Consider the following 24362-nt stretch of genomic DNA (forward strand, 5'->3'; position numbering starts at 1 on the left):
CTGGTTGCCCATGCTGTGGTCGCGATCCTGCTGCGTGGCCACGGCCGGTGCGGTGCCGGGCGCGGGGTCGGCCGAGACGGTGCGGCGCTGTATCGAGAGGCGGGGCGAGCGGCCGTCCAAGGGTGGTGGCGGTGCGTAGGGCGTTCACGTTCCTGTTGCGTCCCACGGTCAAGCAGGCCGCCGCACTCGCCGCCTGCTTGGAGGATCATCGCACGCTGTACAACGCCGCGCTGGAGCACCGGCGTACGGCCTACGCCAAGGCGGGGGTGAGCGTCCGGTACGCAGACCAGTCGGCCGAGTTGAAGTACATCCGTGCCGACGATGCGGGCGGGCAGGGCCGGTGGTCGTTCTCCTCGCAGCAGGCCACGCTGCGGCGGCTCGACAAGGCGTTCCGCGCGTTCTTCGACCGCGTCAAGGCCGGGCGTACGCCGGGGTTTCCACGGTTCAAGGGGCGTGGCCGGTTCGACAGCGTGGAGTGGCCCAGGGACGGTGACGGCTGCCGGTGGGACTCCCAGCCCGAACACCCCTCGGCCACGTTCGTGCGGCTCCAGGGTGTCGGGCACGTCCGCGTCCACCAGCACCGCCCGATCCGGGGCCGGGTCAAGACGATCAGCGTGAAGCGGGAAGGCATGCGCTGGTATGTGGTCCTGTCGTGCGACGACGTGCCGACCGGGCCGCTGCCCGCCACGGGTGCGGTGGCCGGGATCGACCTGGGCGTCGCCTCGCTGGTCACCACCTCCGGTGGTGCGCACGTGGCCAATCCGCGCCACCTGGCCGCGACCGCTGATCGTCTCGCCGCCGCGCAGCGCGACCTGGCCCGCAAGAAACGCGGCTCCAAGCGCCGCCATAAGGCCGTCGCACGGGTGGCCGCCATGCACGGCAAGGTCCGCCGCCAGCGCCTCGACCACGCGCACAAGACCGCGCTCGTGCTGGTCCGCGGCTACGACGTGATCGTGCACGAGGACCTGCGGATCACGAACATGACCCGCTCGGCGTCCGGCACGATCGACGCTCCCGGCCGCAACGTCGCGGCCAAGTCCGGCTTGAATCGCAGCATCCTGGACGCGGGCTGGGGGGTGTTCCTGACGATCCTCGCGCACAAGGCTGAAAGCGCCGGTCGAGAGCTGATCGCAGTCAACCCTGCCGGCACCTCCCGCACGTGTGCCCGTTGTGGGCACTGCGCGAAGGAGAACCGCGTCACCCAGGCCGCGTTCGCCTGCACGGCGTGCGGGCATGCCACGCACGCCGACGTCAACGCGGCCATCAACATCCTCAGGGCAGGGCTTGCCCTTCGCCGGGCTGCGGAAGCGGCCTAGCGAGAAGCCGCTCCCTTCACGGAACGGAGGAGTCACGTCGCTCATCAGTCGCATCCCAGGGTCGCGGCGGCGGCGATCAGGTCTCGGGCGAGCGCGGGGTCGCCCTCGGCGGCGTACGGGAAGGCGCCGGGCGGCCACCGGTTGCCCAGCAGCCGGCAGAAGCCGGCGGCGTCGGCCGAGATGAGCACGGCGACGTGGTCGGAGGCGGGCGAGAGCGGGATCGTCCAGGTGCCGCCGCCCGGCCCGGTGAGCACGATGGTGGCCGAGACGTCGCGGCGCGGCCCGCGCAGCGCGCGCGGCAGCAGCGCCAGCCCGAACTCGGCGACCATGTGCACGTGCTCGGGCTTCGGCGCGGCCCCGGCCCGGTCGGTGGCGGCCCTGATGTCGTCGGCGTGCGTCCAGGTCTCGAACGTGCGCTGGATCATGGCCTGGCGCAGCGGCGCGCGGGCCGGCCGCGCGCCCGCCAGCGCCACCTCCACGCCGAGCAGCACCTCGCTGCCCGCCGACACGCGCGACAGCAGCGAGCCGGCCTGCTCGCGCCAGCGCCGGTGCGCGGTCCGCGCGAGGGCTCCCTGGACGCCCATGAACCTGGCCACGGTGGCATCGTTGGCCGTCAGGTGCTCGACCATGCCCCTGACCGTGCCGTGCTTGGGGACCGGCGACTCCCACTGGGCCGGGCTCAGCTCGGCCAGCAGGTCGTCCATGAGCGCGACCTGCTCGGCGTACGGGACGGCGACGGTGGCCACGCCCATCGCGGCGGGGGTGCGGCGGCGGCTCGCCCCGGACAGCACGGCCTCGCGCAGCCCGGGCGGCGGCTCGGCGGCGGCCTCGGGCTGATCGAGCAGCGCGATCGCCGCGGTGCAGTCAGGGCACGAGGCGACGTGGTCGTCGGGGCGCCGCCCGTCGAAGAGGTACGAGTCCGTCATGGCCACCTCCGCAGCCGACGCTAACCCGGCGGGCCCCCCGGAGCCAGGCGGCAGCCGGGGAAGGGTGCGAGCAGCGTCTCACGCCAGGGGCCTTCGAGATAGTCGCGGGCGCGTTTTGCCCACGCGAGCAGCCGCGGGTCGGGCTTCGCCTCGTCGTCGAGGCCGAGTGCGGCGTCGCGGGCGCGCTGCGTGGCCAGGTGGTCGTCGAGGGAGACGGCCCAGAGGGTGACCGCCTCGGTGTCGCAGAACAGCACCTCGTACAGGCCGGCCAGGGTGTGGCCGTGCTCGGCGAGCAGCGGGGCGCGTTCCGTGCGTACGGCGTGCAGGTAGTCGAGGGCGGCGCCGGGGCGTACGCGGGCGCTTTCGAAGAGGTAGAGCTCGGCGGCGGGCGCCGCGGACAGCGGCGGGCAGCCCGGCACGGCGCCGAGCGGCCGGGAGAAGGCGGAGAAGCGCAGGTCGTCGATGTCGGACAGGAACAGCCGGGCATCGACGCCCTGGTAGATCTCCATCATCTGCCGCCACCCGCCGTCCCAGCCGCCGTGGCAGTCCCACAGCGTGACGGCCTTGAACTGCGGGTGGCCGGTGATGCCGACCGCGTAGAAGGCGCCCACCAGGTCGATCTCGCGGGACCTGATGGACATGCCGGAGGTGAGCGTGGGCGCGGTGCGGCTCTCGTCCTCGCGCTTGTAGCGGGTCAGCCAGGTGAGGTAGTCGAGCGGCCGCCTGGAGTTCATCGGCCGGAAGTCGACCTCCTCGATCAGGTGGATCGCGCGCCGCACGGCGCCTCCTCTACCAAGCGATTGCTTGGCTTCGAGGATAGCGATCAGACGAGTGCCTGGGAAGGCTGCGGGCCGCGCCCGGTGAGCCACTCGAGGACCTTGCGATGCCCGGAGGCGGCGTCCTCGAAATGGCCCCAGTGCCAGTAGCGCGGCTGGTCCCTGATGCCGGTCACCCACGTGCGGTAGGAGACGCTGGCCGGGGTCGTCGTGGTGGCCCCGCCGGTCGCGGGCGCGACACCATAGGTGCGGATCACGACCTTGCCGCCGGGTGCGAACAGCACGTCGTCGGCGATCGGATACAGGGTCATCTGGTCGAGCATGACCCCGATCCTCGCCGGAGGAGGAGGCCGGGCGGTTACACCCCCGGCGCGCCGCCGTTAAGCGGACGCGCCGGAGGTTAACACGGTGTTACACGAGCAGGCCGTCGAACTCTCCGTCCTTCACCCCGAGCACCAGAGCCCGGATCTCGTCACGGGTATAGATCAGGGCAGGCCCGTCGGGGAAGCGTGAGTTGCGCACCGCGATGCCCCCGTCGGGGAGCTCCGCGAGCTCGACGCAGTTGCCCTGCGAGTTGCTGTAGCGGCTCTTGCGCCAGGCGACCTCGGTCAGGTCGGCCGCAGGCATGCCGTTGTAGGTCTGGTTCATCTACATCTTTCTGAGAAGACCGCCGATGAGCTCGACGGTGCCTCCTGGCGTGGTGCTCTCCACGCACAACTGCTCCATGGCCGTGAGGTACGGGTCGACGTCCTCACGCTTGTCCAGGTACAGGGCACCCCAGAGCTGCTCGACGTAGACAACGTCCGACAGGTCGGACTCGGGAAACCGCAAGATGCTGAACGCGCCCCCTTCAGCGGCGTGCTTGCCGAACCTGAAGGGCATCACCTGGATGGTGATGTTGGGAAGGGCGGCGACTTCCAGCAGATGCTGGAGCTGCTCGGACATGACCTCCCGCCCGCCGATGGTCCGCTTGAGCGCCGCCTCGTCGATGACGGCCCACAGCTTGGGCCCGTCCTTCCGGGTGAAGCGCTCCTGGCGCTGCATGCGCATGTGCACGCGCCGCTCGATGCTCTCGGGGGTCGCATCGGGGTTGCCGAGCTGATAGACGGAACGCGCGTAGGCGGCCGTCTGCAGCAGACCGGGCACGAACTGCACCTCATAGGTGCGGATCACGCTCGCGGCCTCCTCCAGGCCGATGTACGTGGTGAACCACGTCGGCAGCACGGCCGAGTACTTGTGCCACCACCCGGGGGTGTTGGCCTCGCGCACCATCTCCAGCAGGGCACGGCGTTCGGCATCGTCGACGACGCCGTACAGGGTGAGCAGGTCTTCCACGTCACGTGTCTTGAAGCCGACGCGGCCGAGCTCCATGCGGCTGATCTTGGACTCGGACGCCCGGATGTGGAATCCGGCCTGTGCCCGGTCGAGCCCGCTGCGCTCACGGAGACGCCTGAGGCTCGCCCCCAGCATGATGCGCCGAACGGTCGAACCGGTCCCGGGCGGATCAATCGACACGTGCTTGCTCCTTGGTCGTTTCCTTGCCACAAGTGTGTCACTTCACGGCCGAAAGATCATGGCCGCGGACAAGATCCCCTTTCCCCCATATTGACCTTTTGGGGGAAACCGTAGCGCGTGCACGAGTTGTCTGCACGTGCATTCGCTCTTGCACCTGCACGAGAGTTTGTCGCAGAATGATCACGTGCAATCCACCACGGCGCACGGCCAGTGGACCACGTTCGATTGGTGGCCCCCGATCGGCTGGTGGCCTGAGGCGGCTCGCGATCTCCTGGTCCCGGGCCCGTCGGCCAGCGCCACGTACGTGCTCCCGCCCGAGGCGTCCTCGGTCCACTCCGCCCGCAGCTTCGCCGCCGGCACGCTGGCCGGCTGGGGCCTGACCGAGCTGGCCGAGAACATGGAGCTGGTGGTCTCCGAGCTCGCCACCAACGCCCTGCGCCACGGCCTGTGCCTCGACGACCCGCGCAGGCAGCGCACGGTCCACATGTCACTCGTCCGCCGCGGCCCCCTCGTCACCAGCGCCTTCACCGATCCAGGCTCCTCGGTGCCGGTGCTGCGATACCCTGGCCCCCTTGACACCGGCGGCCTCGGACTCCACATCGTCGAATCGCTCAGCCTCCGCTGGGGCTGGTCCGCACTCGCGCCCCACGGAAAGATCGTCTGGGCAGTCCTCTCCTGACCGGGGGTGATCTGCATTACCGTGGATGGTCATGGCTCACGGTGAGTCCCGCGCGCGACCCCATGAGAGTGCTGACAGATGGAAGATCACCTGCTCGGCTGGCTACGAACACTAGACGAGGACAGGCTTGGGCGCATCCTCGCGAACAGGCCCGACGCCATCGCCGCGCCCTGGCCCCGGCGCCTCGACACCCTCGCCCAGCGCCTGGGCAACGGTTTCGCCGTGATGGAGACCCTGCGCCGGCTGCCGCTGCCCTGCCTGCAGCTCGCCGAGGCCGCCCTGGCCATGACCCGCCCCACCCCCGGCTCGCTGGCCCGCTTCCTCAACAGGGGCGCGGAAGACGTCACCCCCTGGCTCGAACACCTCTGCGACCACGCCCTGGCCTGGCCGGGCGACGACGACGTCATCCACTTCGCCGAGGGCGTCACCCGCTACTGGTCCGCCCCGCTCAGCCTGGGCGAGCCGCTTGAGCACTACCTCAACTCCTGGTCGATCAGCAACGACGCGCTCCACGCGCTCGCCCGCTCGCTCGGCCTGCCCGCCCAGGGCAACAAGCGCCGCACGATCGCCCGCGTCATCGAGACGCTGAGTGACGCCGAGCGCCTGCGCACGCTCATCGCCGGCGCCCCCACCGGCACCGTCCCGCTGCTCGACCGCTTCGCCTGGGACGGCCCCGCACTCGACGTCGACGGCGGCACGTTCGTCACCCCCGGCACGCCCGAGAAGTGGTGCGCCGACCACGGCCTGCTCTTCCGGCCGAGCTGGAACGTCGCCGAGATCCCCCGCGAGGTGGCGATCCGGCTGCGCGGCCCCGGCTACCACCCGCCCTACCGGCCGGAAGCCCCCGAGATCGCCACCATCCCGGTCGATCCAGAAGAGGTCGACCACCTCATGACGCTGGCCGCGCCGCACGTCGTCGAGCGCTGCGCGGCACTGCTCGACAACACCTCCAAGACGCCGCTGCCGCTGCTCAAGACCGGCGGCGTCGGCGTGCGCGAGGTCCGCAGGGTGGCCAAGGAGACCGGCTGCGACGAGGACGAGACCCGCCTGCTGCTGGAGATCTGCGCCGTGGCCAGGCTGCTGGCCTGGGACGAGCCGTCCGGCGGCATGATCCCCACAGAGCGCTTCGACCGCTGGCGGCTCGACGAGGGCTCGGCCCGGCTGCGGGTGCTGCTGGCCGCCTGGTGGCGCATGGAGCGCTCCTCCCTGCGCAAGATCGACGGCAAGTACGGCACCGTGCTCGGCGACGACCCCATCGGCGGCACGCTGGCCGAAATCCGCAGAGCCGTGCTGTCGGTGCTGGCCGGCCTGCCCGCCGGCACCGCGTACGCCGACCGCGACAGCCTCATCGGGGGCGTCCACTGGCACGCGCCGCTGCTCGACGTGCGGCTGCTGCGCTCGTGCGCGCCCGCCGTGCTCGACGAGGCCCGCCTGCTCGGGCTGCTGGCCAACAACGCGCTGACCGACCTCGGCAGGGCGCTGGCCGGGCTCACCGCGCGGCCCGGCGACGAGAACGACGACGCCGTCCCCATGGTCGAGCACGACCCCATGCTGGCCGAGGCGGCCACCCGCGCGCTGGCCAGCGTCCGCAGGAGCGCGCTGTTCGGCCCCGACCTGACCGCCGTCGTCACCGGCCCGCCCTCGGCCGAGCTCGCGGCGCTGCTCGACCGCACCGCCGAGCGCGAGTCGCGCGGCGCGGCCTCGGTGTGGCGCTTCACCACCGAGAGCGTGCGCCGCGCGCTCGACCAGGGCTACGAGGCCGACACGCTGCTCGACGAGCTGGCCGCGGTCGGCACGATCCCGCAGCCGCTCGAATACCTGGTCCGCGACACCGCGCGGCGCCACGGCGAGGTGACGGTCACCACGGTCGGCTGCGTCGTCCAGGCCACCGACACCGCGCTGCTCGCCGAGATCGCCGCGCACCGGCGCCTCGGCCGGCTCGGGCTGCGGCTGCTCGCGCCGACGGTGCTGGTGAGCAGGGCGCCCGCCGACCGCACGCTGTCGGCGCTGCGCGAGGTCGGCTACTCCCCCGTGCCGGTCTCCGACACCGGGGAGATCACCATCCACCGGGCGCGCCCGGAGGAGCCGGCGGGCGGCAAGCTCATCCTGCTGCCCGGCGGGCAGGTGGCCGAGCTGTCCGACTTCCCCGGCATCATCGAGACGCCCCCCTACATGCTGGCCGAGCCCGCGCCCGACCCGTACGAGCACGCCCGCAGGCTGCTCGCCGCCGGCCGGCCCGAGGACGACAGGAGCGGCCGCACCTGGGCCATCATCGGCCGCATGGCCACCCGGCTGCCGACCGCGCAGCAGTCGCTGCTCGGGTTCGTGGTCGATCGCGGCGTGCGGGCCGGCATCACGCTCGCCGACGGGCTGACGGCCACGATCAGCCATGGCGAGCTCAAGGGCGGCGCGCTCGACGCCTGGTGCGAGGAGGCGGGCGACTACCTGGAGTTCCCGCTCGCCGAGATCGTCGAGGTGCGGGGGGCCTACTGAGCCCCGCTACTTCAGCGGCTTGGCCTTCGCCAGGTTGGCCACCAGGCCCTCCAGGAAGTCGGCGTAGCCCTGGTAGCTGAAGGGCGCCTCGGCGTTCCACGGGTAGAGCTGGCCCGCCTCGACCGCGGGGAGCTTGGCGAAGGTGGGCTTCTTCATCATCTCCTCGGGCTTGAGCGCCTGCGTGCGGGTGTCGTAGAGGATCACGTCGGCGTCGTAGGTGTCGGCGTTCTCCCAGCTCAGCGTCTGGAAGAAGCCGCCGTCGTCCACCTTGTCGGGCTTGACGACGTCGAGGCCGGCGCTGGTCAGGTGCACGATGTCGGGGTACTCGGGCGGGTTGACGATCCAGAACGCGTCGGCGCCGCCCGACACCATGAGCACCTTGAGGTTCTTGAACTCGGCCAGCTTCGCGGTGGCCGCCTCCATGCGGGCCTTGGCCTCCGGCACGCCCGCCATGTCGGCGCCGAGCGACTGGGCGAGCCGCTCGTACGTGCCGATGACCTCGGTCGCGCTCTTGCCGGTGAGCATGACGCCGACGGTCGGGGCGACCTGCTCGATGGTGTCCTTCGACTTCTCGGGCACGTACCAGAGGGTGCCCTTGACGTACATGCTGCTGACCAGGAGGTCGGGCTGCAGCGCGATGTACTGCTCGACGTTGAACTCGTCCCACACGTTGCCGAGGCCGGTGACCTTGGTGATGTCGACGTTGCCGACCTGCGGGTCCTTGCCGCCGTCGGCGAGCTTGTGGGGGCCGAAGACGCCGATCGGGCGCACGCCGAAGTCCCACAGCGCGGCGGCGGCGCCGACCTGCGCGACGATCCTGGCGGGGACCTTGGGCAGGTCGAGCTTCTTGTCACGGTCGTCGGTGAACGTCCAGCCCTGCCCGGACGGCGCGCCCGACCCGGCGGGCGACCCGGCGGGCGACCCGGCCGGTGCCGCCTCGCCGCCGCCGTCGCCGCACGCCGCCAGTGTCAGGGCCGCCGCGAGTCCCGCCGCGCCCGCGAGGAAGCCCCTGCGAGGCAGTACCGGTCCCGACATGTGCATCTCCTAAAGGTTGCCTGGCCTTGCTTGCTTGCTGGACCATTAGATTAGCCTTGCCTAAGTTTGACTGACGACGAGAGGGGGTCGGGTGCGCCCGGCAGAGGACACGGCCCAGGTGGCCGTGAGCGGAACCGCCGCGAGGAGGGCCGAGGGGAGGGCCGGAGGGCGCCCGTCCGTGCTGGTCGCCGGGCTGGTGGTCACGTTCGCCGTTCTGGTGCTGGTCGCGCTGGCCAGCGTGGCGCTGGGCGCGCGGTCGGTGTCGTTCGGCACGGTGATCGACGCGTTCCTGGCGCCCGACGGCTCCAGCGACCACACGGTCATCCGCGAGCTGCGCGTCCCCCGTACGCTGCTGGGCCTCGGCGTCGGCGCCACGCTCGGGCTGGCCGGCGCGCTCATGCAGAGCCTGACCCGCAACCCGCTCGCCGACCCCGGCCTGCTGGGCATCAACCAGGGCGCCGCGCTGGGCGTCACGCTGGCGATCGGCGTGTTCGGGCTCGGCGACCCCACCGTGTACGTCTGGTTCGCCTTCGGCGGCGCCGCCCTGGCCTCGTTCGTCGTCTACGCGCTCGCCTCGTCGGGCCGCTCGGGATCGAACCCGGTACGCCTGGCCCTGGCCGGCGTCGCCTTCGGCATGGTGTGCACCGCGGTCGCCTCGGCCATCCTGCGCATGGACTCGCAGACCTTCGACCGCATGCGGTTCTGGCTGACCGGCTCCCTGGCCGGGCAGACGGCCGACACGCTGGTGCGGCTGGCGCCGTTCATGGTCGCCGGGCTGGTGATGGGGCTGCTGCTGGCCAGGCCGCTCAACATGCTGGCGCTCGGCGACGACGCGGGCAAGGCGCTCGGCGTCGCGGTCAACCGCACGCGGATACTCACCGGCATCGCCGTCACGCTGCTGTGCGGCGCGGCGACGGCCGCCGCGGGGCCGCTGTGGTTCGTCGGACTCATCGTGCCGCACGCGGTGCGCGCCGCGGTGGGGCCCGACCAGCGGTGGGTGCTGCCGTACTCGGCGCTGGCCGCGCCCGTGCTGCTGCTCGGCGCCGACGTGGTCGGGCGGCTCATCGCCCGGCCGGGAGAGGTGCAGGTGGGCATCGTGTGGGCGGTGATCGGCGCGCCGATCTTCATCCTGATGGCCAGGCGGAGGCGGGTGGCGGCGCTGTGAACGTCCGCGTCGGATCCTGGTCCGTACGGCTCGCGCCGCGCGCCCTGCTCGTCACCGCGCTCCTCGTCCTCGCCGGCTTCGCCGTGAGCGTGGCGGCGCTGTCCACCGGCGAGTTCACCGTGCCGGTGCCCGACATCATCGACGCCCTGTTCGGCCAGGGCACGCCGGTCGCCGAGCTGATCGTGAGCAAGCTGCGCGCCCCGCGCGTGGTGACCGGGCTGCTGGTCGGGGCCGCGTTCGGGCTGAGCGGGGCCATCTTCCAGAGCCTGACGAGGAACCCGCTCGGCAGCCCCGACTTCATCGGCTTCACCGCGGGGGCCTCCACGGGCGGCATCATCGCCGTCGTCGCCGGCGGCTCCGCCATCATGATCGCCGGCGGCGCGCTGCTCGGCTGCGTGGTGACGGCGACCCTGGCGTACGCGCTGGCCTACCGGGGCGGCGTGGCCGGCTACCGGCTCGTCCTGGTCGGCATCGGGGCCAACGCGCTGCTGCTGGCCGTCAACTCGTACATCCTGACCAGGGCCAACATCAACGACGCGGCCACCGCGGGCGCCTGGCTCACCGGCAGCCTGAGCGGGCGCGGCTGGGACCACGCGGGGCCCGTCGCGCTCGCGCTGGTCGTGCTGCTGCCGGTGTGCGCGGCCATCGCGCGGCCGATGCGCGTGATCGAGATGGGCGACGACGCGGCCAAGGCCATGGGCATCAGGGTCGAGGTCGTCCGCGCGGCGGCCATCGCGGCCGGGGTGCTGCTGGCCGGGGTGGCCACGGCCGCCGCCGGGCCCGTCGTGTTCGTCGCGCTGGCCGCGCCGCAGCTCGCCCGGCGGCTCACCCGCTCCCCCGGCGTCACCCTGGCGGCGTCGGCGCTGATGGGCGCCGTGCTGCTGATCGCCGCCGACCTGGCCGCGCAGCGGCTGCTCGCCCCCACCCAGCTTCCCGTCGGCGTGCTGACCGCCGCGATCGGCGGCACGTACCTCGTCCTGCTCCTGCGAAAGGACCGCCACTGATGGTCTCCTCCCGCCTGTCCGGCACCGGCCTCACCCTCGCCTACGACCAGCGCGTCGTGGCCTCCGACCTCAGCGTGGCGATCCCCGACGCGTCCTTCACCGTGATCATCGGCCCGAACGCGTGCGGCAAGTCCACCCTGCTGCGGGCGCTCGCGCGGATGCTGAAGCCGAAGTCCGGCGCCGTGCACCTGGACGGCAGTGTGATCACGTCGCTGCCGTCGAAGGAGGTGGCGCGGCGGCTCGGCCTGCTGCCGCAGAGCTCGATCGTGCCGGACGGCATCACCGTGGCCGACCTGGTGGCCCGTGGCCGCTACCCGCACCAGAAGCTCATGCGGCAGTGGTCGAAGGCCGACGAGGCGGCGGTGACGGAGGCCATGCGCGCCACCGACGTGGCCGGGCTCGCCGACCGCATCGTGGACGAGCTGTCGGGCGGGCAGCGGCAGCGGGTGTGGCTGGCCATGGCTCTGGCGCAGGAAACGCCGATCCTGCTGCTGGACGAGCCCACCACGTTCCTGGACATCTCCCACCAGATCGAGGTGCTCGACCTCTGCGCCGACCTGCACGAGGCAGGGCGGACCATGGTGGCCGTGCTGCACGACCTCAACCAGGCCAGCCGGTACGCCACGCACCTGATCGTGATGTGCGGCGGCGAGATCGTCGCTTCGGGCGATCCGGCCGAGATCGTCACGTCCGAGCTGGTGCGGGAGGTGTTCGACCTGCGCTGCGAGATCATCCAGGACCCGCAGTCGGGCACCCCGCTCATCGTCCCCGAGTCCCGCCGCCGCCTCCGCGTCGCCGCCTCCGCCTGACCGCCACCGCCTGGTGGGCGGCTTCGACGGTTGTGGCCGGGGCGGCGTGGGGCCGCCCCGGGCCTGGTCGGTAGGCGGCTCAGTAGGCGGCTCGGTAGGCGGCTCAGTAGGCGGCGCAGCGGCGGACCGCGAGCAGGGCCAGCGCGCGGGTGACGTCGCGCAGCTCGCTCAGCCGCACCTGCTCCCTGGGGGCGTGCGCGAACCGGACGTCGCCGGGGCCGTAGTGCAGGGTCGGGATGCCGCCCGCCGTGTAGAGGCGCAGGTCGCTCCCGTACGGCGCCGCCGTCTCGGCGGGCGTCGCGCCCGTCGTGGCGGCCACCGCGTCGCGCACCTGCGTGAGCAGCTCGTGCCCGGCCGGCAGCCGCCCGCTGGCGAACTGCCCGCCCGGCCACGTGACGACCGGCGGGTTGGCCCGCAGCCAGGGGTCGGCGACGTCGGCGACCGCCTCCTCGAAGGCCGCCCGCGCCCGCGCCGGGTCCTCGTCCAGCCGCACCCCGAGCCGCCCCTCGGCGACCAGCAGGTCGGGCACGGTGCTGGCCCAGTCGCCGGCGCGGACCGTCCCGACCTCGATCGGGTACGGCAGCGCGTTCCCGGCGAACAGCTCGGGCACGTCGCGGTTGCGCTCGGCCTCCAGCCGCCTGATCGCGGCGAACACCGGCCAGAACGCCTCGATCGCGTTGACCCCCTCGTTCCTGGTGGCGCCGTGGGCGGCCCGCCCGGCGATCTCCAGCCGGAACGTCAGCGCGCCCGCGTTCGCGGTGATGACCGCGCCCGAGGTGGGCTCGCTGATCACCGCGGCCTCGGCGGTGTGCCCTCTGGCCAGGGTGGCGAACGCGCCCAGCCCGCCGTCCTCCTCGCTGATCACGCAGTGCACGGCCAGCGGCCTGGCCAGCCGGATCCCGGCGCGGTGCACGGCGCGGGCCACCGCCAGGTTCGCGACCAGGCCGGCCTTCATGTCGCAGGCGCCCCTGCCGTGCAGCACGTCGCCGGTGATGCGGGCGGCGAACGGGTCGCTGCCCGCCCACTTGGCGAGGTCGCCGGTCGGCACCACGTCCACGTGGCCCTGGAGGGCGAGGGCGGGCGGGCCCTCGCCGCCGGAGGTGACGGCGACCACGCCGTACCCCTCGCTCCGCGGCGCCTCGGTGCCGGGGAAGCCGGGGCGGCTGGTCAGGTCGGGCAGGTCGAGCTTCCAGACGTCCACGTCCATGCCGGCTTCGGTGAGCAGGCGAGCGAAGCGGTGCTGCAGCTCGGACTCGGCGTCTGTGCCGGTCACGCTGGGGACCTTCACGGTCTCGGCCAGCAGGTTCACGGTCTCGGGCGCGTCGATGGCATCGAGGACCCGGGCTTCCACGTCGTGCATGGAGCACACCTTCTCACGGGTGCGCGACGAATCGTCCTGGAGTCCGGCGCGTCCGTCTGCTCGTAAACTTGAGCGCGTGGTAGAGCCCAAGTTCGAGATTCAGATGCTGCACGACCGGGTGATGATCAGGTTGGAGCAGGAGGCCGAGGAGCGGCGCAGCGGCTCCGGGATCGTCATCCCCGCGACGGTCAAGATGGCCAACCGCCTGGCCTGGGGCGAGGTCTGCGGCGTCGGCACGAACGTGCGCTCGGTCAAGGTCGGCGACAAGGTGCTGTTCAACCCTGAGGACCAGTTCGAGGTCGAGGTGCACGCCCAGACCTATCTGGTGATGCGCGAGCGCGACCTGCACGCGGTGGCCACCCAGGAGACCGACCACGGCACCGGCCTCTACCTCTGACCCGCCCCTCTCCTACGACGTCTTCGCCCTCGTACGCGCGAAGGAGAGCCACAGGTCCGCGCGCCACGTCGCGGCGGGCACGCCGGCCAGCACCCGCGTCACCTTCCCGCTGAAGTCGATGACCGCCAGCCGGTAGGCGCGCCCGTGCGCGGTGACGGCGATGAGGTGGCTCTCGTCCCACCAGCCGAAGACCGCCTCCGGCCGGGCCGCCACCCGGCGCGCGATCGCGCCGGTGGCCGGGTCGACCAGGCAGAGCTGCTCCTTGAAGCGGGCCGGGCACCAGGTGGCCAGCCGCCGGCCCGACGGCGAGTACGCGTCCTCGGGGCCGGTGGGCAGGCCGGCGCCGGCGAGCGTGCGCAGCACCTTCCCGTCCGACGGCCGGTAGACGCGCAGGCCGGCGCCGTGCCTGGAGACCAGATTGCCGTCGGGGCTCCACCAGAAGCCCGCCTTGCGGCTGAGCCCGGCGACGCGGACCGTGCGGGCCCGCCTGGCGGCCACGTCGACGACCGTGAAGCCGAGCACCTGCCAGGCGCCGCGCACCTTCTGCTCGACGGTCAGCGCGACCCGCTTGGCGTCGCGGGACCAGGAGGCGTAGGAGGCCGTCAAGGGCTTCTTGACGGTGCGGATGGTCGTGATGCGTCCGGTGGCGCGGTCGGTGACCTGCAGCGCGTCGTAGCCGGACCGGTACGCCACCGGCACCCCCGCCGTCAGCGTGCCGCCCGGCGACACCGACACCTCCGACAGGCTCTTCTCCCAGGTGAAGGAGTTGCCGGTGGCCGATCGCAGGTAGGTGCGCTTGGTGCCGAGCCCGTAGGCCGACAGGCGGACGGGATCGCCCTTCCGTTCCTGGTACGTCATGCCGCCCGTGCCGGGCAGGGGCAGACCGGCGGCGGTCACCGCGGGAGCGGCGGGTACGAGTAAGGACAGGGCGGCGGCGAGGTGAGCGATCACGCCCCGCAGACTATGCAGCCGATCGCCGGACTTCCCGAGCGATGCCTATCGGGTCTGGACGAAGTTCAGGCCGATCTCGATGACGTCGATGCCGAGCGTGCGCAGCCCGGCGTAGACGATCGCCCCGGCGGCGGCCAGGGTGACGATGAGCACGAGGATGCGGACGGTCCAGCCCTGCCGCTTGTACCACTCCGTCCAGGCGTGCAGCGTGCGCTTGCCGAACTCCAGCAGCTTGCGCGCCCAGTGGAACTCCGTCGACAGTACCGCCAGCCCCGCGAACACGACCAGCCAGCCGGGCCCGGGGAACGGCACCATGATCAGGCCGCCCACCACCATGACCGCCCCGATGATGCCGACCACGATCTTCAGCGTGAGCGCGCCGGTGCGGGTGGCCCTGATGCCGTCGAGCCGGCCCTGGATGCCCCTGCGGCGTGCGGGCATGCCGGAGCGCGCGGCGGCCTCGTCCTTGATCACGTCGGCTTCGCCGGTGTCGGAGTTCTGAATCTGCACATTTCCCCCCGGCAGTCGGTGTGCACCCCAGGATACGGCCCGGTCTGCGGGCTCACTTGCAGCCGACTAACAAGTCAACAAACACCATTCTCCGTAAAATTTGCTGCTCAAGCAGGCTATGGCAGGCAAACATCGGTTAATGTCTGTTATGCCCGAGGTTCTGCTCCGTACCGTCACCGGCCCTGTACGCGCGGCCGCCATCGACGGCGTCGTACTCGCCCATGAGCATCTGCGCACCGACATGCGGTGGGCGGTCGGCATCGACTCCGACCCGCACCGGTGGCTCGACGAGGAGCAGACCGTCACCGCCGAGCTCCGCGAACTCCGCCAGTCAGGACGGCTCGGGCTCGTCGTGGACCTCACCTGTCTCGGCATGGGCCGCGACGCCGCCGCGCTCGCCCGCATCGCGGCCGGCAGCCGCGTCCCCGTGATCGCCGCCACCGGCCTGTACGCCGGCCCGTTCTGCCACGTCGGTGACGCCGACGTGGACACGCTCACCGCCCGCCTCATGGACGAGATCCTCAGCGGCGTGGACGGCACCGGCGTCTTCCCCGGCGTGATCGGCGAAGTCGGCTGCTGGGGCGCCGAGCCCACCGCCGCCGAGGAACGCTGCCTGGTCGCCGCCGCGCGCGCCTCCCTGCGTACCAGGCTGCCGGTCGCCACGCACGGCAGGAACGCGTTCGCGCTGCTGGAGATCCTGCTCGGCCAGAACCTGCCCGCCTCCCGCGTCGCCGTCGGCTACGCGGGCGGCGACCTCGGCACAGCAAGGAAGATCGCCGAGGCGGGGGCGTACGTCGGCCTCGGCTCCCTCGCCCTGGGCGCCGACGAGGCGGCCAGGCTCGCGCTCGGCCTCATCGAGGACGGCCACGCCGGCCGCCTGCTGCTCAGCACCGGCCTGAGCCGGGTCGCCCAGGTGCGCAGGTACGGCGGCCCCGGCTACGCCGACCTCTTCGAGGCGCTGCTGCCCCGCCTGCGCGAGGCCGGCGTCGGCGACGACGTCCTCCACACGATCACCCACGCCAACCCGCTGCGCTGGCTGACCGAGTCCCTGAGCGCCTCCTGAAGGCCCGCCCTTGACCTCAACCAATGTCAAGGTTGCAGACTGAGGCGCATGATCTTCACAGCCGCAGAACAGGACTATCTCACCGGCCAGCACCTCGGCCGGCTGGCCACGGTCGCCCCCGGCGGGCAGGTGCAGAACAACCCGGTCGGCTACTTCCTGGACGCCGGGACCGGCACGATCACCATCGGCGGGCACGCGATGGGCGCGTCGAAGAAGTTCGGCAACGTGCGGCGGGGCAGCACGGTTTCGCTCGTGGTGGACGACCTGGCCTCCGTGGACCCGTGGGTGGTGCGCGGGATCGAGATCAGGGGCACCGCGCAGGCGCTGGCCGACGTGGATCCGCCGCTGCCGTTCTTCTCCCGCGAGGTCATCAGGATCACGCCGACCAAGATCATCTCGTGGGGTCTGGACGGCGACCGGCAGAGCCGCACCCCCTGAAAGCTCGCTAAGATCGGGGCTACGACAAGCCTGATCGGGTGGGGGATGGCGACCGAGGACTCCCGGCTGCGGCACACGCGCGGCGACGGGCGGTGGCGTAGGCCGCTCGCCGCGCTGTCGCGCCTGCGCAGGGCGGGCGACGTGCCGGTCGTGGTCATGCTGGCGTGGGCCGGGTGGCTCGCGGTGCCGTGGTCGTTCAGCGGCCTCGCCCAGGCCCGCGCCGCCTACGCCGCAGCCGCCGCCGACCCCTCCCACCACCAGCCCGCCGCCACCCGCCCCTCGGAGAATGCGACCGCCGGCGGCGCGGCATCCCGCTCCCCCGGCCACTCGGAAGTAGCGACCGCCGGCAGCACGGCATCCCGCTTCCCCGCGGGCTCCGCGCCTTCCGTCGCCGCTCTGACCCGCCCCGAGCACGCGTCCCTCGCGGATGCCGACGCGCGGCAGGCGACCTGGGGCATCCCGGCCGCGCACACGGCACCGGTCGGCACCATCCGCGCGCTCGACCCGCCCTCACCCACCGCCGACACCGCCGCACAAGCCGGCACCATCCGGGCAGTCGACCGGCCCGCGGGCACAGCCGATGCCGCTGCGGTGAGCGCCGCCCCGACGCACGCCGCCCTCGCCGGCACGACCCCGTCGGACACCGCCCTTACCGGCACGACCCCGTCGGACGCCGCCCTTTTCGCCGCAGCCCCGTCGGACGCCGTCGCGGTGGAGCGGGCCAGGATCGCCGGGGTGGTACACGACGTGGCCGGGCACGGGCTGGCGGCGATCGCGATGCAGGCGGGTGTCGCGCTCGTCACGCTCGACGACGACCCCGAGCAGGCGCGGGCCTCACTGCTGGCGATCAAGGAGACCAGCACGACCGCGTTGGCGCAGCTTCGGGCGGCGCTCGACGGCATCGACCCACCGGGCGGCGACCTCGCCGGGCTCATCGACGGCGTACGCGCGGCGGGCCTGCCGGTGGACCTCGATCCCCCACGCCTGACCGTCCCCGCCCACCTCCAGGACACCGTCTATCAGGTGGTCCGCGAGTCACTCACCAACGTGCTCCGCCACGCCGGCCCCACCCGCGCACTCGTCCGCGCGAGCGAGAGCGCGGACACGTTCGTGGTGGAGATCGCCGACCGGGGCACCGGCCCACGGACGGGGGATGTGAAAGGACGCGGCCTGTCCGGAATGCGCGCCCGCGTGCTTGAGGCAGGCGGCCACCTCACAACCGGCCCCCGACAGGGCGGCGGCTTCCAGGTGCTGGCCCACTTCCCCCAGACATCCACATGATCTCCACATTGGGGCTCTCGCGAGAGCGGCGGCTTCCGGATGGTGGCCCGCCTCTCCCGGGCGTCCGCGCGACCGCCGCTTCGGGTGAAGCGTCCGCGCGACCTTCCCGCTGGGCGAAGCGCCCGCACCCTCGCCCCGCCCCCATGACCGCTGAGGTGTCCTCATGACCGCCGCGCCGGATGAGGCGGCTGCGGTGGTGCGGGTGGCGGTGGCTGATGATCAGGCTGTCGTGCGGATGGGGTTGCGGGCGTTGCTCGACCGCGCCGAGGGGGTGAGCTGGGCCGGGGAGGCGGCCGACGGGCGGGAGGCGCTGGCGTTGCTGCGGCGGGTCCGTCCCGACGTGCTGCTGCTCGACATCCGCATGCCCGGCATGGACGGCCTCGACACCCTGCGGGCCATCGCCGCCGACCCCGGCCTGCGCGGCACCAAGGTGGTCGTGGTGACGACGTTCGCCGTCGACGAGTACGTCTTCGCCGCACTCCAGGCCGGCGCCAGCGGTTTCGTGCTCAAGGACAGCGCCCCCGACGAGCTGGTCAACGCCGTACGCGTGGTCGCCGCTGGTGAGGCGTTGCTGTCGCCCGCCATCACCAGGAAGGTGATCGGCCTGTTCGGGCGGCACGGGGGCGGCCCGGTGGAGGGGGTCGAGACGCTGACGCCGCGCGAGCGAGAGCTGGTGGCGTGGGTGGCGACGGGCCGGTCGAACGAGGAGATCGCCAAGGAGCTGACGATCAGCCCCGACACCGTACGCACCCACGTCAGCCGCGCCATGGTGAAGCTGCACGCGAGGGACAGGGCACAGCTGGTGGTGTTCGCGATGCGCGCCGGCCTCGCCCTGCCCACCTGACCCCGCGCAAGGGTCAGCGCAGGAAGCCCTCGTAGTTGCGCTGCTGGAGCTGCGACTCGATCTGCTTCACCGTGTCGAGCCCGACCCCCACCATGATGAGCACGCTCGTCCCGCCGAACGGGAAGTTCTGCTGCGTCCCAGGATCGCGCAGGATGGCGAACGCGATCAGTGGCAGCAGCGCCAGCACCGCCAGGTACGCGGCCCCGGGCGCGGTGAGCCGGGAGACGAGGAACCCGAGGTATTGGGCGGTCGGCCGCCCCGGCCGGATCCCGGGCACGAACCCCCCGAACTTCCGCAGGTTGTCCGCCACCTCGGCGGGATTGAAGGTGATCGACACGTAGAAGTAGGCGAAGGCGGCGATGAGCACCACGTACGCCGTCATGTAGAGCGGATGCGCCCCGGAGGTGAGGTTGATCTCGACCCAGGTCCGCGCCGCGTCCGGGAGCATCGGCGCGACCAGCGTCGGCAGGTACAGCAGGGACGAGGTGAAGATGACGGGCACGATGCCGGCCTGGTTCACCTTGAGCGGGACGTACGTGCTCGTCCCCCCGTACGACCGCCGCCCCACCACCCGCCGCGCGTACTGCACGGGCACCCGCCGCTGCGCCTGCTCGACGAAGACCACGGCGGCCACCAGGCACAGCCCGGCCGCGAGCATGACGGCGAAGCTCACCGGGCTGATGACGAAGATCCGCGACATGTACCCCGGGAAGACCGCCACGACCTGCGTGAACATCAGCAGCGACATCCCGTTCCCGATCCCCCGGTCGGTCATCAGCTCGCCCATCCACATGACCGCACAGGCGCCCGCCACCATGGTCAGCACGATCACGGTGACGCTGAGCAGCCCCGGGTCGCGCAGCAGCGGCCGGGCGCAGCCGGGCAGGAGCCGGCCTGCGCGGGCGAGGGTGACGACGGTGCCGGCGTTGAGCAGGGCGAGGCCGACGGTCAGGTAGCGGGTGTACTGGCTGATCTTGGCCTGGCCGTTCTGCCCCTCCTTCCTCAGCAGGTCGAGGCGGGGCACCACGACGGCCAGGAGCTGCATGATGATGCTGGCCGTGATGTACGGCATCACGCCGAGCGCGAACACCGACAGGTGCAGCATCGCGCCGCCGCTGAGCAGCTGCACCATGTCGAGGAGGCCGCCCTCGGCGGATCCGGCGCATTCGCGGACGGCCACGACGTCCACGCCGGGCGCGGGCAGCGTCTGCCCCAGCCGGAACAACCCGATGAGCGCGAGGGTGAACAGCAGTTTCCCGCGCAGCTCCGGCACGCGGAAGGCCCTGGTCAAGACGGTCAGCATGGGCAAGAAGTCTGACCGGGGGCGGGCCGGGCGTCGTCCGCCGAGACGAGGCACCGGCGTACGCGGATCCGCGTACGTTGATCACGTGACGACTGTGTGGGTGATCAGCGGGCCGCCTGGCGCGGGCAAGTCGACGGTGGCGGCGGAGCTGCTCGCGCGGCTCGACCCGGCGCCCGCGCTGCTGGACAAGGACACCGTCTACGGCGAGTTCGCGGGCGCGGTGCTGCGCGCCCACGGCCGTCCGGACGGCGAGCGCGAGGGCCCCTGGTACGACGAGCACGTCAAACGGTACGAGTACGCCGGCCTGACCCGGGTGGCCCGGCAGATCAGGAGCCACGGCTGCCCGGTCGCGCTGGACGGCCCGTTCACCACGCAGGTGCACGACGCGGCCCGCTGGGAGCGGTGGGTGGCGGAGCTGGGCGGCCCGCCGGTGCGGCTGCTGTGGGTGCGCTCGGACGGGCCGACGCTGCGCGAACGGCTGGTGGCGCGGGGTCTGGCGCGCGACGCGGGCAAGCTCGCCGCGTTCGATGACTACCTGCGTAATATCCGGGTGGACGAGCCGCCGGTCGTCCCGCACCTGGAGATCGACAACCGTCCCGGCGCGGCGCCGATCGGCGAGCAGCTCACGGCGGCGGCCTGGGTCACGCCACCCGGTAGTGGTCGTCCCGGACGTCCATGATCGCCATGTGGCCGGGCAGGTGGCCGATCGCGTAAGGCACCCCGCTGGCCAGCACCGCCTGCTGCGGCGTCACCCCGCACGCCCAGAACAGCGGCACCTCGCCCGCCCGCACCTCCACCGGGTCGCCGTAGTCGGGCGCGGCGAGGTTCTCGACGCCGATGGCGGCCGGGTCGCCGGTGTGCACGGGCGCGCCGTGCACGCTCGGGTAGCGGCCGCTCACCTCGACGGCGGTCGCCACCAGCTCTTCCGGCACCGGCCGCATCGACACCACCAGCGGCCCCGCAAGGCTGCCGGTGGACTCGCAGGGGATCGAGGTGACGTACATCGGCACGTTCGTCCCCGCCTCCAGGTGCCGCACCGGCACCCCGGCGGCCAGCAGCGCGCGCTCGAAGGTGAAGCTGCACCCGATGAGGAACGGCACCAGGTCCGCCCGCCACTCCGCCACCACGTCGTCCAGGTCGGCCACCGCCCGCCCGTCGCGGTAGAGGCGGTAGCCGGGCAGGTCCGTACGCAGGTCGCCGGAGAACAGCTCGGTCGACCACACCCCAGGCTCGCCCACGTCGAGCACCGGGCACGCCTGCGGGTTGCGATGGGCGAACAGCAGCAGCTCGTAACGCAGCTCGCTGGGCACGGCGATGAGGTTGGCCTGCGTCCAGCTCCGGCACCAGCCGGCGGTAGGCACCCGCTCGCCGGTGCGGAAGCGCTCCCGCGCCTGCGCGGGGCTCAGGTCGGCGACGTCCACCTCTCGACACTATGAGCCCTGAGTGCGGCGGTCCACCATTTGACATCCCGGCTCTCGTCAACCTACGTTGACCTTGTGAGCGTCAACGTGGGTTGACGAGAGTTCTAGGGGGTTTCGTGAACGCGTTGTCCGTCGCCGTGTCGGCGAACCTGCCCGTGCTCCTGTGGGGCGCGCCGGGCACCGGGAAGACGTCGGCCGTGCTGGCGCTCGGCGAGCGGCTCGGGCTGCCGGTCGAGGTCGTGGTCGGCTCGATCAGGGAGCCGAGCGACTTCGCCGGGCTGCCCGTGCTGCGGGACGGGCGCACCTGGTTCGCGCCGCCCCGGTGGGCGGAACGGCTCGCCGAGTCGGGCACCGGCATCCTGTTCCTCGACGAGCTGACCACCGCGCCGCCCGCCGTCCAGGCCGCGATGCTGCGGGTCGTGCTCGAACGGGCCGTCGGTGACCTGACGCTGCCGGCCTCCGTACGCGTCGTCGCCGCCGCCAACCCGCCCGAGCAGGCCGCCGACGGGTGGGACCTGTCGGCGCCGCTGGCCAACCGGCTCATCCACCTCGACTGGACGGTCAGCGCCGCCTCGGTCGCCGACGGGTTCACCGCCGGTTTCCCGCCGCCGTCCCTGGACGGGCTCGATCCGGCCGCCGTCCGTCCCGCCGACGTGTCACGTTCGCGGGCGCTGGTGGGGGCTTTCCTGCGGGTACGGCCTGAGCTGGTGCTCTCCGTCCCCGACGGGCCCTCCCGCGCCTGGCCGAGCCCCCGTACCTGGGAGCTGGCCGCCACGGCCCTCGCCTACACGGGGTCGTCCGAGGCCGTACGGGCCGAGCTGGTGGTCGGCGCGGTCGGGGAGGCGGCCGGGTTCGAGCTGCTGTCCTGGCTGCGCGACCTCGACCTGCCCGACCCCGAGACCCTGCTCAGCGACCCCACCGCCCCGCTGCCGGAGCGCGTGGACCGGGTGCACGCCGTGCTCGGCTCAGTGGTCGCGCACGTCGCCGCCGACGGGAGCGCGGACACGTGGCAGCGCGCCTGGACGCTGATCGCCCGCGTGGCCCGCCACACTCCGGACGTGGCCGCCACCGCCGCCCGCTCCCTGGCCGCCCGCCGCCCCAGGGACGCCGTCCTGCCGGGCACGGTCCTGCACCTCACTCCCATCCTCCGCTCCGCCGGGCTGCTGCCATGACCGGGCGCGAGCGGGAGATCGGTGAGCGGTTCGCGGCGGCGCGGTTGTGGGCGGCGGCGCGGGCGCCGTACCTGACCTCGGCGCTCTTCGCCCTCCAGCCGCTCGTCCACGACACCGCACCGCCCCGCCCCTCGGCCGACGAGCACGGGAACGTGCACCTCGACCCCGCCGCCACCCTGCCCGTCCCCGAACTCGGCTGGTGGCTGCTCCACCACGTCGGCCATGTCCTGCGCGACCACCACACCCGCGCCCGCCCGTACGAGGAGACGGCCCTGCGCTGGGCCCAGGCCGCCGATGCCGAGATCAACGACGACCTCGCCCGCCTGGACGCCGTCCCCGCCGACGCCATCACCCCGGACACCCTGGGCCTGCCCGACGGCCTGCTCGCCGAGCGCTACGCCGAGCTGCTCGACCTCATCGACGTCCCGCCCGGCCTGGCTCCCTGCGCGCCGCCGCCGTTCACCGGCCCCGAGTCGATGACGTCCCTGGAACGCGAGCTGCTGGCCAGAGCCGTCGCCGCCGAGATCGACGCCAGAGGGACGGCTCCTGGCGGCTGGCGGCGCTGGGCCGAGGCGGTGCTGCGTCCCGAGGTGGACTGGCGGGCGCGGCTGGCCCGCCTGGTCAGGAGGGGCCTCGCGCAGGCGTCCGGCCGGGTCGACTACAGCCACCGCCGCCCGTCCAGACGCGCCTCCGCGGCGCCATCGATCGTGCTGCCCGCCCTGGTACGCCCGCTTCCCCGGGTCGCGGTGCTGGTCGACACGTCGGGCAGCGTGGCCCGTACGGCGCTGGAACGGGCCCTCACCGAGCTGGACGGCATCCTCCGCGCGACCGGCCACCAGTGGGTCGACGTGACGTGCTGCGACACGCAGGCGTACCCGGCGCAGCGGGTCAGGTCGGCGGCCCAGGTGAAGCTGGCCGGCGGTGGCGGCACGGACCTGCGCCCCGGCTTCGAGGCCGCGGCCCCGGGCGCGGACCTGCTGGTCGTCCTCACCGACGGCAACACCCCGTGGCCTGACCGCCGGCCACGCCCCCAGGTCGTGGTCTGCCTGTTCGGCACCGGCCCCGAGCCACCGCCGTGGGCGCACACCGTACGCGTGACAGAAGGAAGTGCCGCATGACCGACACACCCCGCGAGGACCGCTCCGCGGAGCAGTCCTGCACGCTGGGCGAGCTGCGTCGGTGGCGGGCGGCCGGGTTCGGGCGGGAGGAGGCAGCGGCCTGGCGGGAGGCCGGCGTGACCGATCCCGGCGACGCCCGCCTGTGGGCCACCGCCGCCGCCACGCCCGCGACCGTCACCGCGTGGCAGCGCGCCGGGATGACGCCGGCCGACGCCGTACGCTGGCACGAGCTGGGCGTCGCCCCGCACGACGCGGCCCGCAGGCACCTCGCCGGCGAACGCCCGCGCCGCGTCCGATTGCTGGCCCGCCTGGCCACGCCCGAGCCCGAGCTGCCCGACCCGGCCGTCACGGAGGCGCTGCGCCGGCTGCTGCGCGCGGGCGTGCCGGCGGCGGTGGCCCGCGCGTACGCCGACGCGGGCTGGGACGGCGACGAGGCCCTGGAGTGGGCGCGGCGGCGGGTGGATCAAGGGGACGCGCGGCTGTTCCGGGCACTCGGCTTCACCGCCGCCGAGGCCGCCGCGCTCGGCCGTCCCGCCCTGGAGGTCATGGCGGCCTGGTGGGGCGCGGTGCCCCTGGCCGAGGTGGCCGCCTGGTGCGCGGCCGGGCTCACGCCGGAGGAGGCCTCCGCCCAGCGGGCGGCGGGCGTCACGGCGGAGCAGGCGGGCGTGCTCAGGGCACTGTCGTCATTCGGCGCGGAAGGGGCACCGCCGCCAGCCGGCACATGAGAGGCGCTGCCACCGCCCGGCACATGAGGGGCACTGCCATCGCCCGGCACATGAGGGACGC

General features: G+C 73.0%; 26 protein-coding genes. 15 read left to right on the top strand and 11 right to left on the bottom strand.

What is annotated here, in order from left to right; translation table 11 throughout:
• The first annotated feature begins 131 nt into the window (after positions 1-131).
• Complete coding sequence (locus tag ACFFR3_RS16080) at positions 132-1316, top strand: RNA-guided endonuclease InsQ/TnpB family protein (RefSeq protein WP_379483349.1); 1185 nt, start codon at positions 132-134, stop codon at positions 1314-1316.
• Between the two features lie 44 nt (positions 1317-1360).
• Here the strand turns inward: ACFFR3_RS16080 and ACFFR3_RS16085 are convergent, their stop codons facing one another.
• The 5 genes from ACFFR3_RS16085 to ACFFR3_RS16105 form a co-directional block, all read right to left on the bottom strand.
• Entirely contained in the window at positions 1361-2242 is an 882-nt protein-coding gene (locus ACFFR3_RS16085) for a maleylpyruvate isomerase family mycothiol-dependent enzyme (RefSeq protein ID WP_345400629.1), read from the bottom strand.
• Positions 2243-2262: 20 nt separating this feature from the next.
• A complete protein-coding gene (locus ACFFR3_RS16090) occupies positions 2263-3021 on the bottom strand; it encodes a hypothetical protein (RefSeq protein WP_345400626.1) in 759 nt (252 codons plus the stop codon).
• A gap of 44 nt (positions 3022-3065) precedes the next feature.
• On the bottom strand, positions 3066-3341 hold the full coding sequence (locus ACFFR3_RS16095) for a hypothetical protein (protein WP_345400623.1): 276 nt from the start codon (positions 3339-3341) through the stop codon (positions 3066-3068).
• Between the two features lie 88 nt (positions 3342-3429).
• Positions 3430-3666, bottom strand: a complete 237-nt coding sequence (locus ACFFR3_RS16100; RefSeq protein ID WP_345400620.1) for a DUF397 domain-containing protein — start codon at positions 3664-3666, stop codon at positions 3430-3432.
• Positions 3667-4533 (bottom strand): Sco1979 family transcriptional regulator, encoded by an 867-nt coding sequence (locus ACFFR3_RS16105; protein WP_512699775.1) that lies wholly within the window; start codon positions 4531-4533, stop codon positions 3667-3669.
• A 184-nt stretch (positions 4534-4717) separates the two neighbouring features.
• On the opposite strand from ACFFR3_RS16105, the gene ACFFR3_RS16110 reads away from it, so the two are divergent.
• Entirely contained in the window at positions 4718-5212 is a 495-nt protein-coding gene (locus ACFFR3_RS16110) for an ATP-binding protein (protein ID WP_364383480.1), read from the top strand.
• Positions 5213-5290: 78 nt separating this feature from the next.
• Complete coding sequence (locus tag ACFFR3_RS16115) at positions 5291-7705, top strand: helicase-associated domain-containing protein (RefSeq protein WP_379483350.1); 2415 nt, start codon at positions 5291-5293, stop codon at positions 7703-7705.
• Positions 7706-7711: 6 nt separating this feature from the next.
• Here ACFFR3_RS16115 and ACFFR3_RS16120 read toward each other — a convergent pair whose 3' ends face one another.
• Positions 7712-8740, bottom strand: a complete 1029-nt coding sequence (locus tag ACFFR3_RS16120; protein WP_379483351.1) for an ABC transporter substrate-binding protein — start codon at positions 8738-8740, stop codon at positions 7712-7714.
• Between the two features lie 91 nt (positions 8741-8831).
• On the opposite strand from ACFFR3_RS16120, the gene ACFFR3_RS16125 reads away from it, so the two are divergent.
• From ACFFR3_RS16125 to ACFFR3_RS16135, 3 genes are read left to right on the top strand one after another with little or no spacing between them, the layout of a single operon-like run.
• Positions 8832-9905 (top strand): FecCD family ABC transporter permease, encoded by a 1074-nt coding sequence (locus ACFFR3_RS16125; RefSeq protein WP_345400606.1) that lies wholly within the window; start codon positions 8832-8834, stop codon positions 9903-9905.
• A complete protein-coding gene (locus ACFFR3_RS16130) occupies positions 9902-10909 on the top strand; it encodes a FecCD family ABC transporter permease (protein ID WP_379483352.1) in 1008 nt (335 codons plus the stop codon). Before ACFFR3_RS16125 ends, ACFFR3_RS16130 begins: the two co-directional genes overlap by 4 nt.
• Positions 10909-11718, top strand: coding sequence for an ABC transporter ATP-binding protein (locus ACFFR3_RS16135; protein ID WP_345400600.1), 810 nt, complete (start codon positions 10909-10911; stop codon positions 11716-11718). The genes ACFFR3_RS16130 and ACFFR3_RS16135 overlap by 1 nt, the downstream gene beginning before the upstream one ends.
• Positions 11719-11821: 103 nt before the next feature.
• Here the strand turns inward: ACFFR3_RS16135 and ACFFR3_RS16140 are convergent, their stop codons facing one another.
• On the bottom strand, positions 11822-13078 hold the full coding sequence (locus ACFFR3_RS16140) for an ArgE/DapE family deacylase (RefSeq protein WP_364383467.1): 1257 nt from the start codon (positions 13076-13078) through the stop codon (positions 11822-11824).
• Between the two features lie 76 nt (positions 13079-13154).
• Between ACFFR3_RS16140 and ACFFR3_RS16145 the strand changes: the two genes are divergently transcribed.
• Complete coding sequence (locus tag ACFFR3_RS16145) at positions 13155-13475, top strand: GroES family chaperonin (RefSeq protein ID WP_345400594.1); 321 nt, start codon at positions 13155-13157, stop codon at positions 13473-13475.
• Positions 13476-13487: 12 nt separating this feature from the next.
• On the opposite strand, the gene ACFFR3_RS16150 is transcribed toward ACFFR3_RS16145, so the two are convergent.
• Positions 13488-14426, bottom strand: coding sequence for a TolB-like translocation protein (locus ACFFR3_RS16150; RefSeq protein ID WP_364383464.1), 939 nt, complete (start codon positions 14424-14426; stop codon positions 13488-13490).
• A 45-nt stretch (positions 14427-14471) separates the two neighbouring features.
• Positions 14472-14936: a TIGR02611 family protein gene (locus ACFFR3_RS16155; protein WP_345400588.1), complete on the bottom strand. Its 465-nt coding sequence runs from the start codon at positions 14934-14936 to the stop codon at positions 14472-14474.
• A gap of 148 nt (positions 14937-15084) precedes the next feature.
• Here ACFFR3_RS16155 and ACFFR3_RS16160 point away from each other — a divergent pair, with 148 nt between their 5' ends.
• The 4 genes from ACFFR3_RS16160 to ACFFR3_RS16175 all read left to right on the top strand — a co-directional run bounded on the left by ACFFR3_RS16160 (position 15085) and on the right by ACFFR3_RS16175 (position 18562).
• Complete coding sequence (locus tag ACFFR3_RS16160) at positions 15085-15999, top strand: phosphotriesterase family protein (RefSeq protein WP_345400585.1); 915 nt, start codon at positions 15085-15087, stop codon at positions 15997-15999.
• 48 nt (positions 16000-16047) lie between these two features.
• The gene (locus ACFFR3_RS16165; RefSeq protein WP_364383459.1) at positions 16048-16437 is read left to right on the top strand and encodes a PPOX class F420-dependent oxidoreductase; all 390 of its coding nucleotides are present in this window, start codon (positions 16048-16050) and stop codon (positions 16435-16437) included.
• A 45-nt stretch (positions 16438-16482) separates the two neighbouring features.
• The gene (locus ACFFR3_RS16170) at positions 16483-17718 is read left to right on the top strand and encodes a sensor histidine kinase (RefSeq protein WP_364383456.1); all 1236 of its coding nucleotides are present in this window, start codon (positions 16483-16485) and stop codon (positions 17716-17718) included.
• Between the two features lie 163 nt (positions 17719-17881).
• Positions 17882-18562 (top strand): response regulator, encoded by a 681-nt coding sequence (locus tag ACFFR3_RS16175; RefSeq protein ID WP_379483353.1) that lies wholly within the window; start codon positions 17882-17884, stop codon positions 18560-18562.
• A 13-nt stretch (positions 18563-18575) separates the two neighbouring features.
• Here the strand turns inward: ACFFR3_RS16175 and secY are convergent, their stop codons facing one another.
• Positions 18576-19865: a preprotein translocase subunit SecY gene (gene secY, locus ACFFR3_RS16180; RefSeq protein WP_379483354.1), complete on the bottom strand. Its 1290-nt coding sequence runs from the start codon at positions 19863-19865 to the stop codon at positions 18576-18578.
• An 85-nt stretch (positions 19866-19950) separates the two neighbouring features.
• Here secY and ACFFR3_RS16185 point away from each other — a divergent pair, with 85 nt between their 5' ends.
• A complete protein-coding gene (locus tag ACFFR3_RS16185; protein ID WP_345400576.1) occupies positions 19951-20544 on the top strand; it encodes a P-loop nucleotide/nucleoside kinase family protein in 594 nt (197 codons plus the stop codon).
• On the opposite strand, the gene ACFFR3_RS16190 is transcribed toward ACFFR3_RS16185, so the two are convergent.
• A complete protein-coding gene (locus tag ACFFR3_RS16190) occupies positions 20507-21286 on the bottom strand; it encodes a putative hydro-lyase (RefSeq protein ID WP_345400573.1) in 780 nt (259 codons plus the stop codon). The two genes, ACFFR3_RS16185 and ACFFR3_RS16190, sit on opposite strands and share 38 nt — an antisense overlap.
• A gap of 116 nt (positions 21287-21402) precedes the next feature.
• Between ACFFR3_RS16190 and ACFFR3_RS16195 the strand changes: the two genes are divergently transcribed.
• The 3 genes from ACFFR3_RS16195 to ACFFR3_RS16205 are packed head-to-tail and all read left to right on the top strand — an operon-like array spanning position 21403 to position 24301.
• A complete protein-coding gene (locus tag ACFFR3_RS16195; protein WP_379483355.1) occupies positions 21403-22458 on the top strand; it encodes an AAA family ATPase in 1056 nt (351 codons plus the stop codon).
• Positions 22455-23576 (top strand): vWA domain-containing protein, encoded by a 1122-nt coding sequence (locus ACFFR3_RS16200; RefSeq protein ID WP_379483356.1) that lies wholly within the window; start codon positions 22455-22457, stop codon positions 23574-23576. The genes ACFFR3_RS16195 and ACFFR3_RS16200 overlap by 4 nt, the downstream gene beginning before the upstream one ends.
• Entirely contained in the window at positions 23573-24301 is a 729-nt protein-coding gene (locus ACFFR3_RS16205) for a hypothetical protein (protein WP_345400562.1), read from the top strand. Before ACFFR3_RS16200 ends, ACFFR3_RS16205 begins: the two co-directional genes overlap by 4 nt.
• The last annotated feature ends 61 nt before the right edge of the window (positions 24302-24362 follow it).

The sequence above is a fragment of the Nonomuraea salmonea genome, from assembly GCF_042428605.1.
Taxonomy (GTDB): Bacteria; Actinomycetota; Actinomycetes; order Streptosporangiales; family Streptosporangiaceae; genus Nonomuraea; species Nonomuraea salmonea.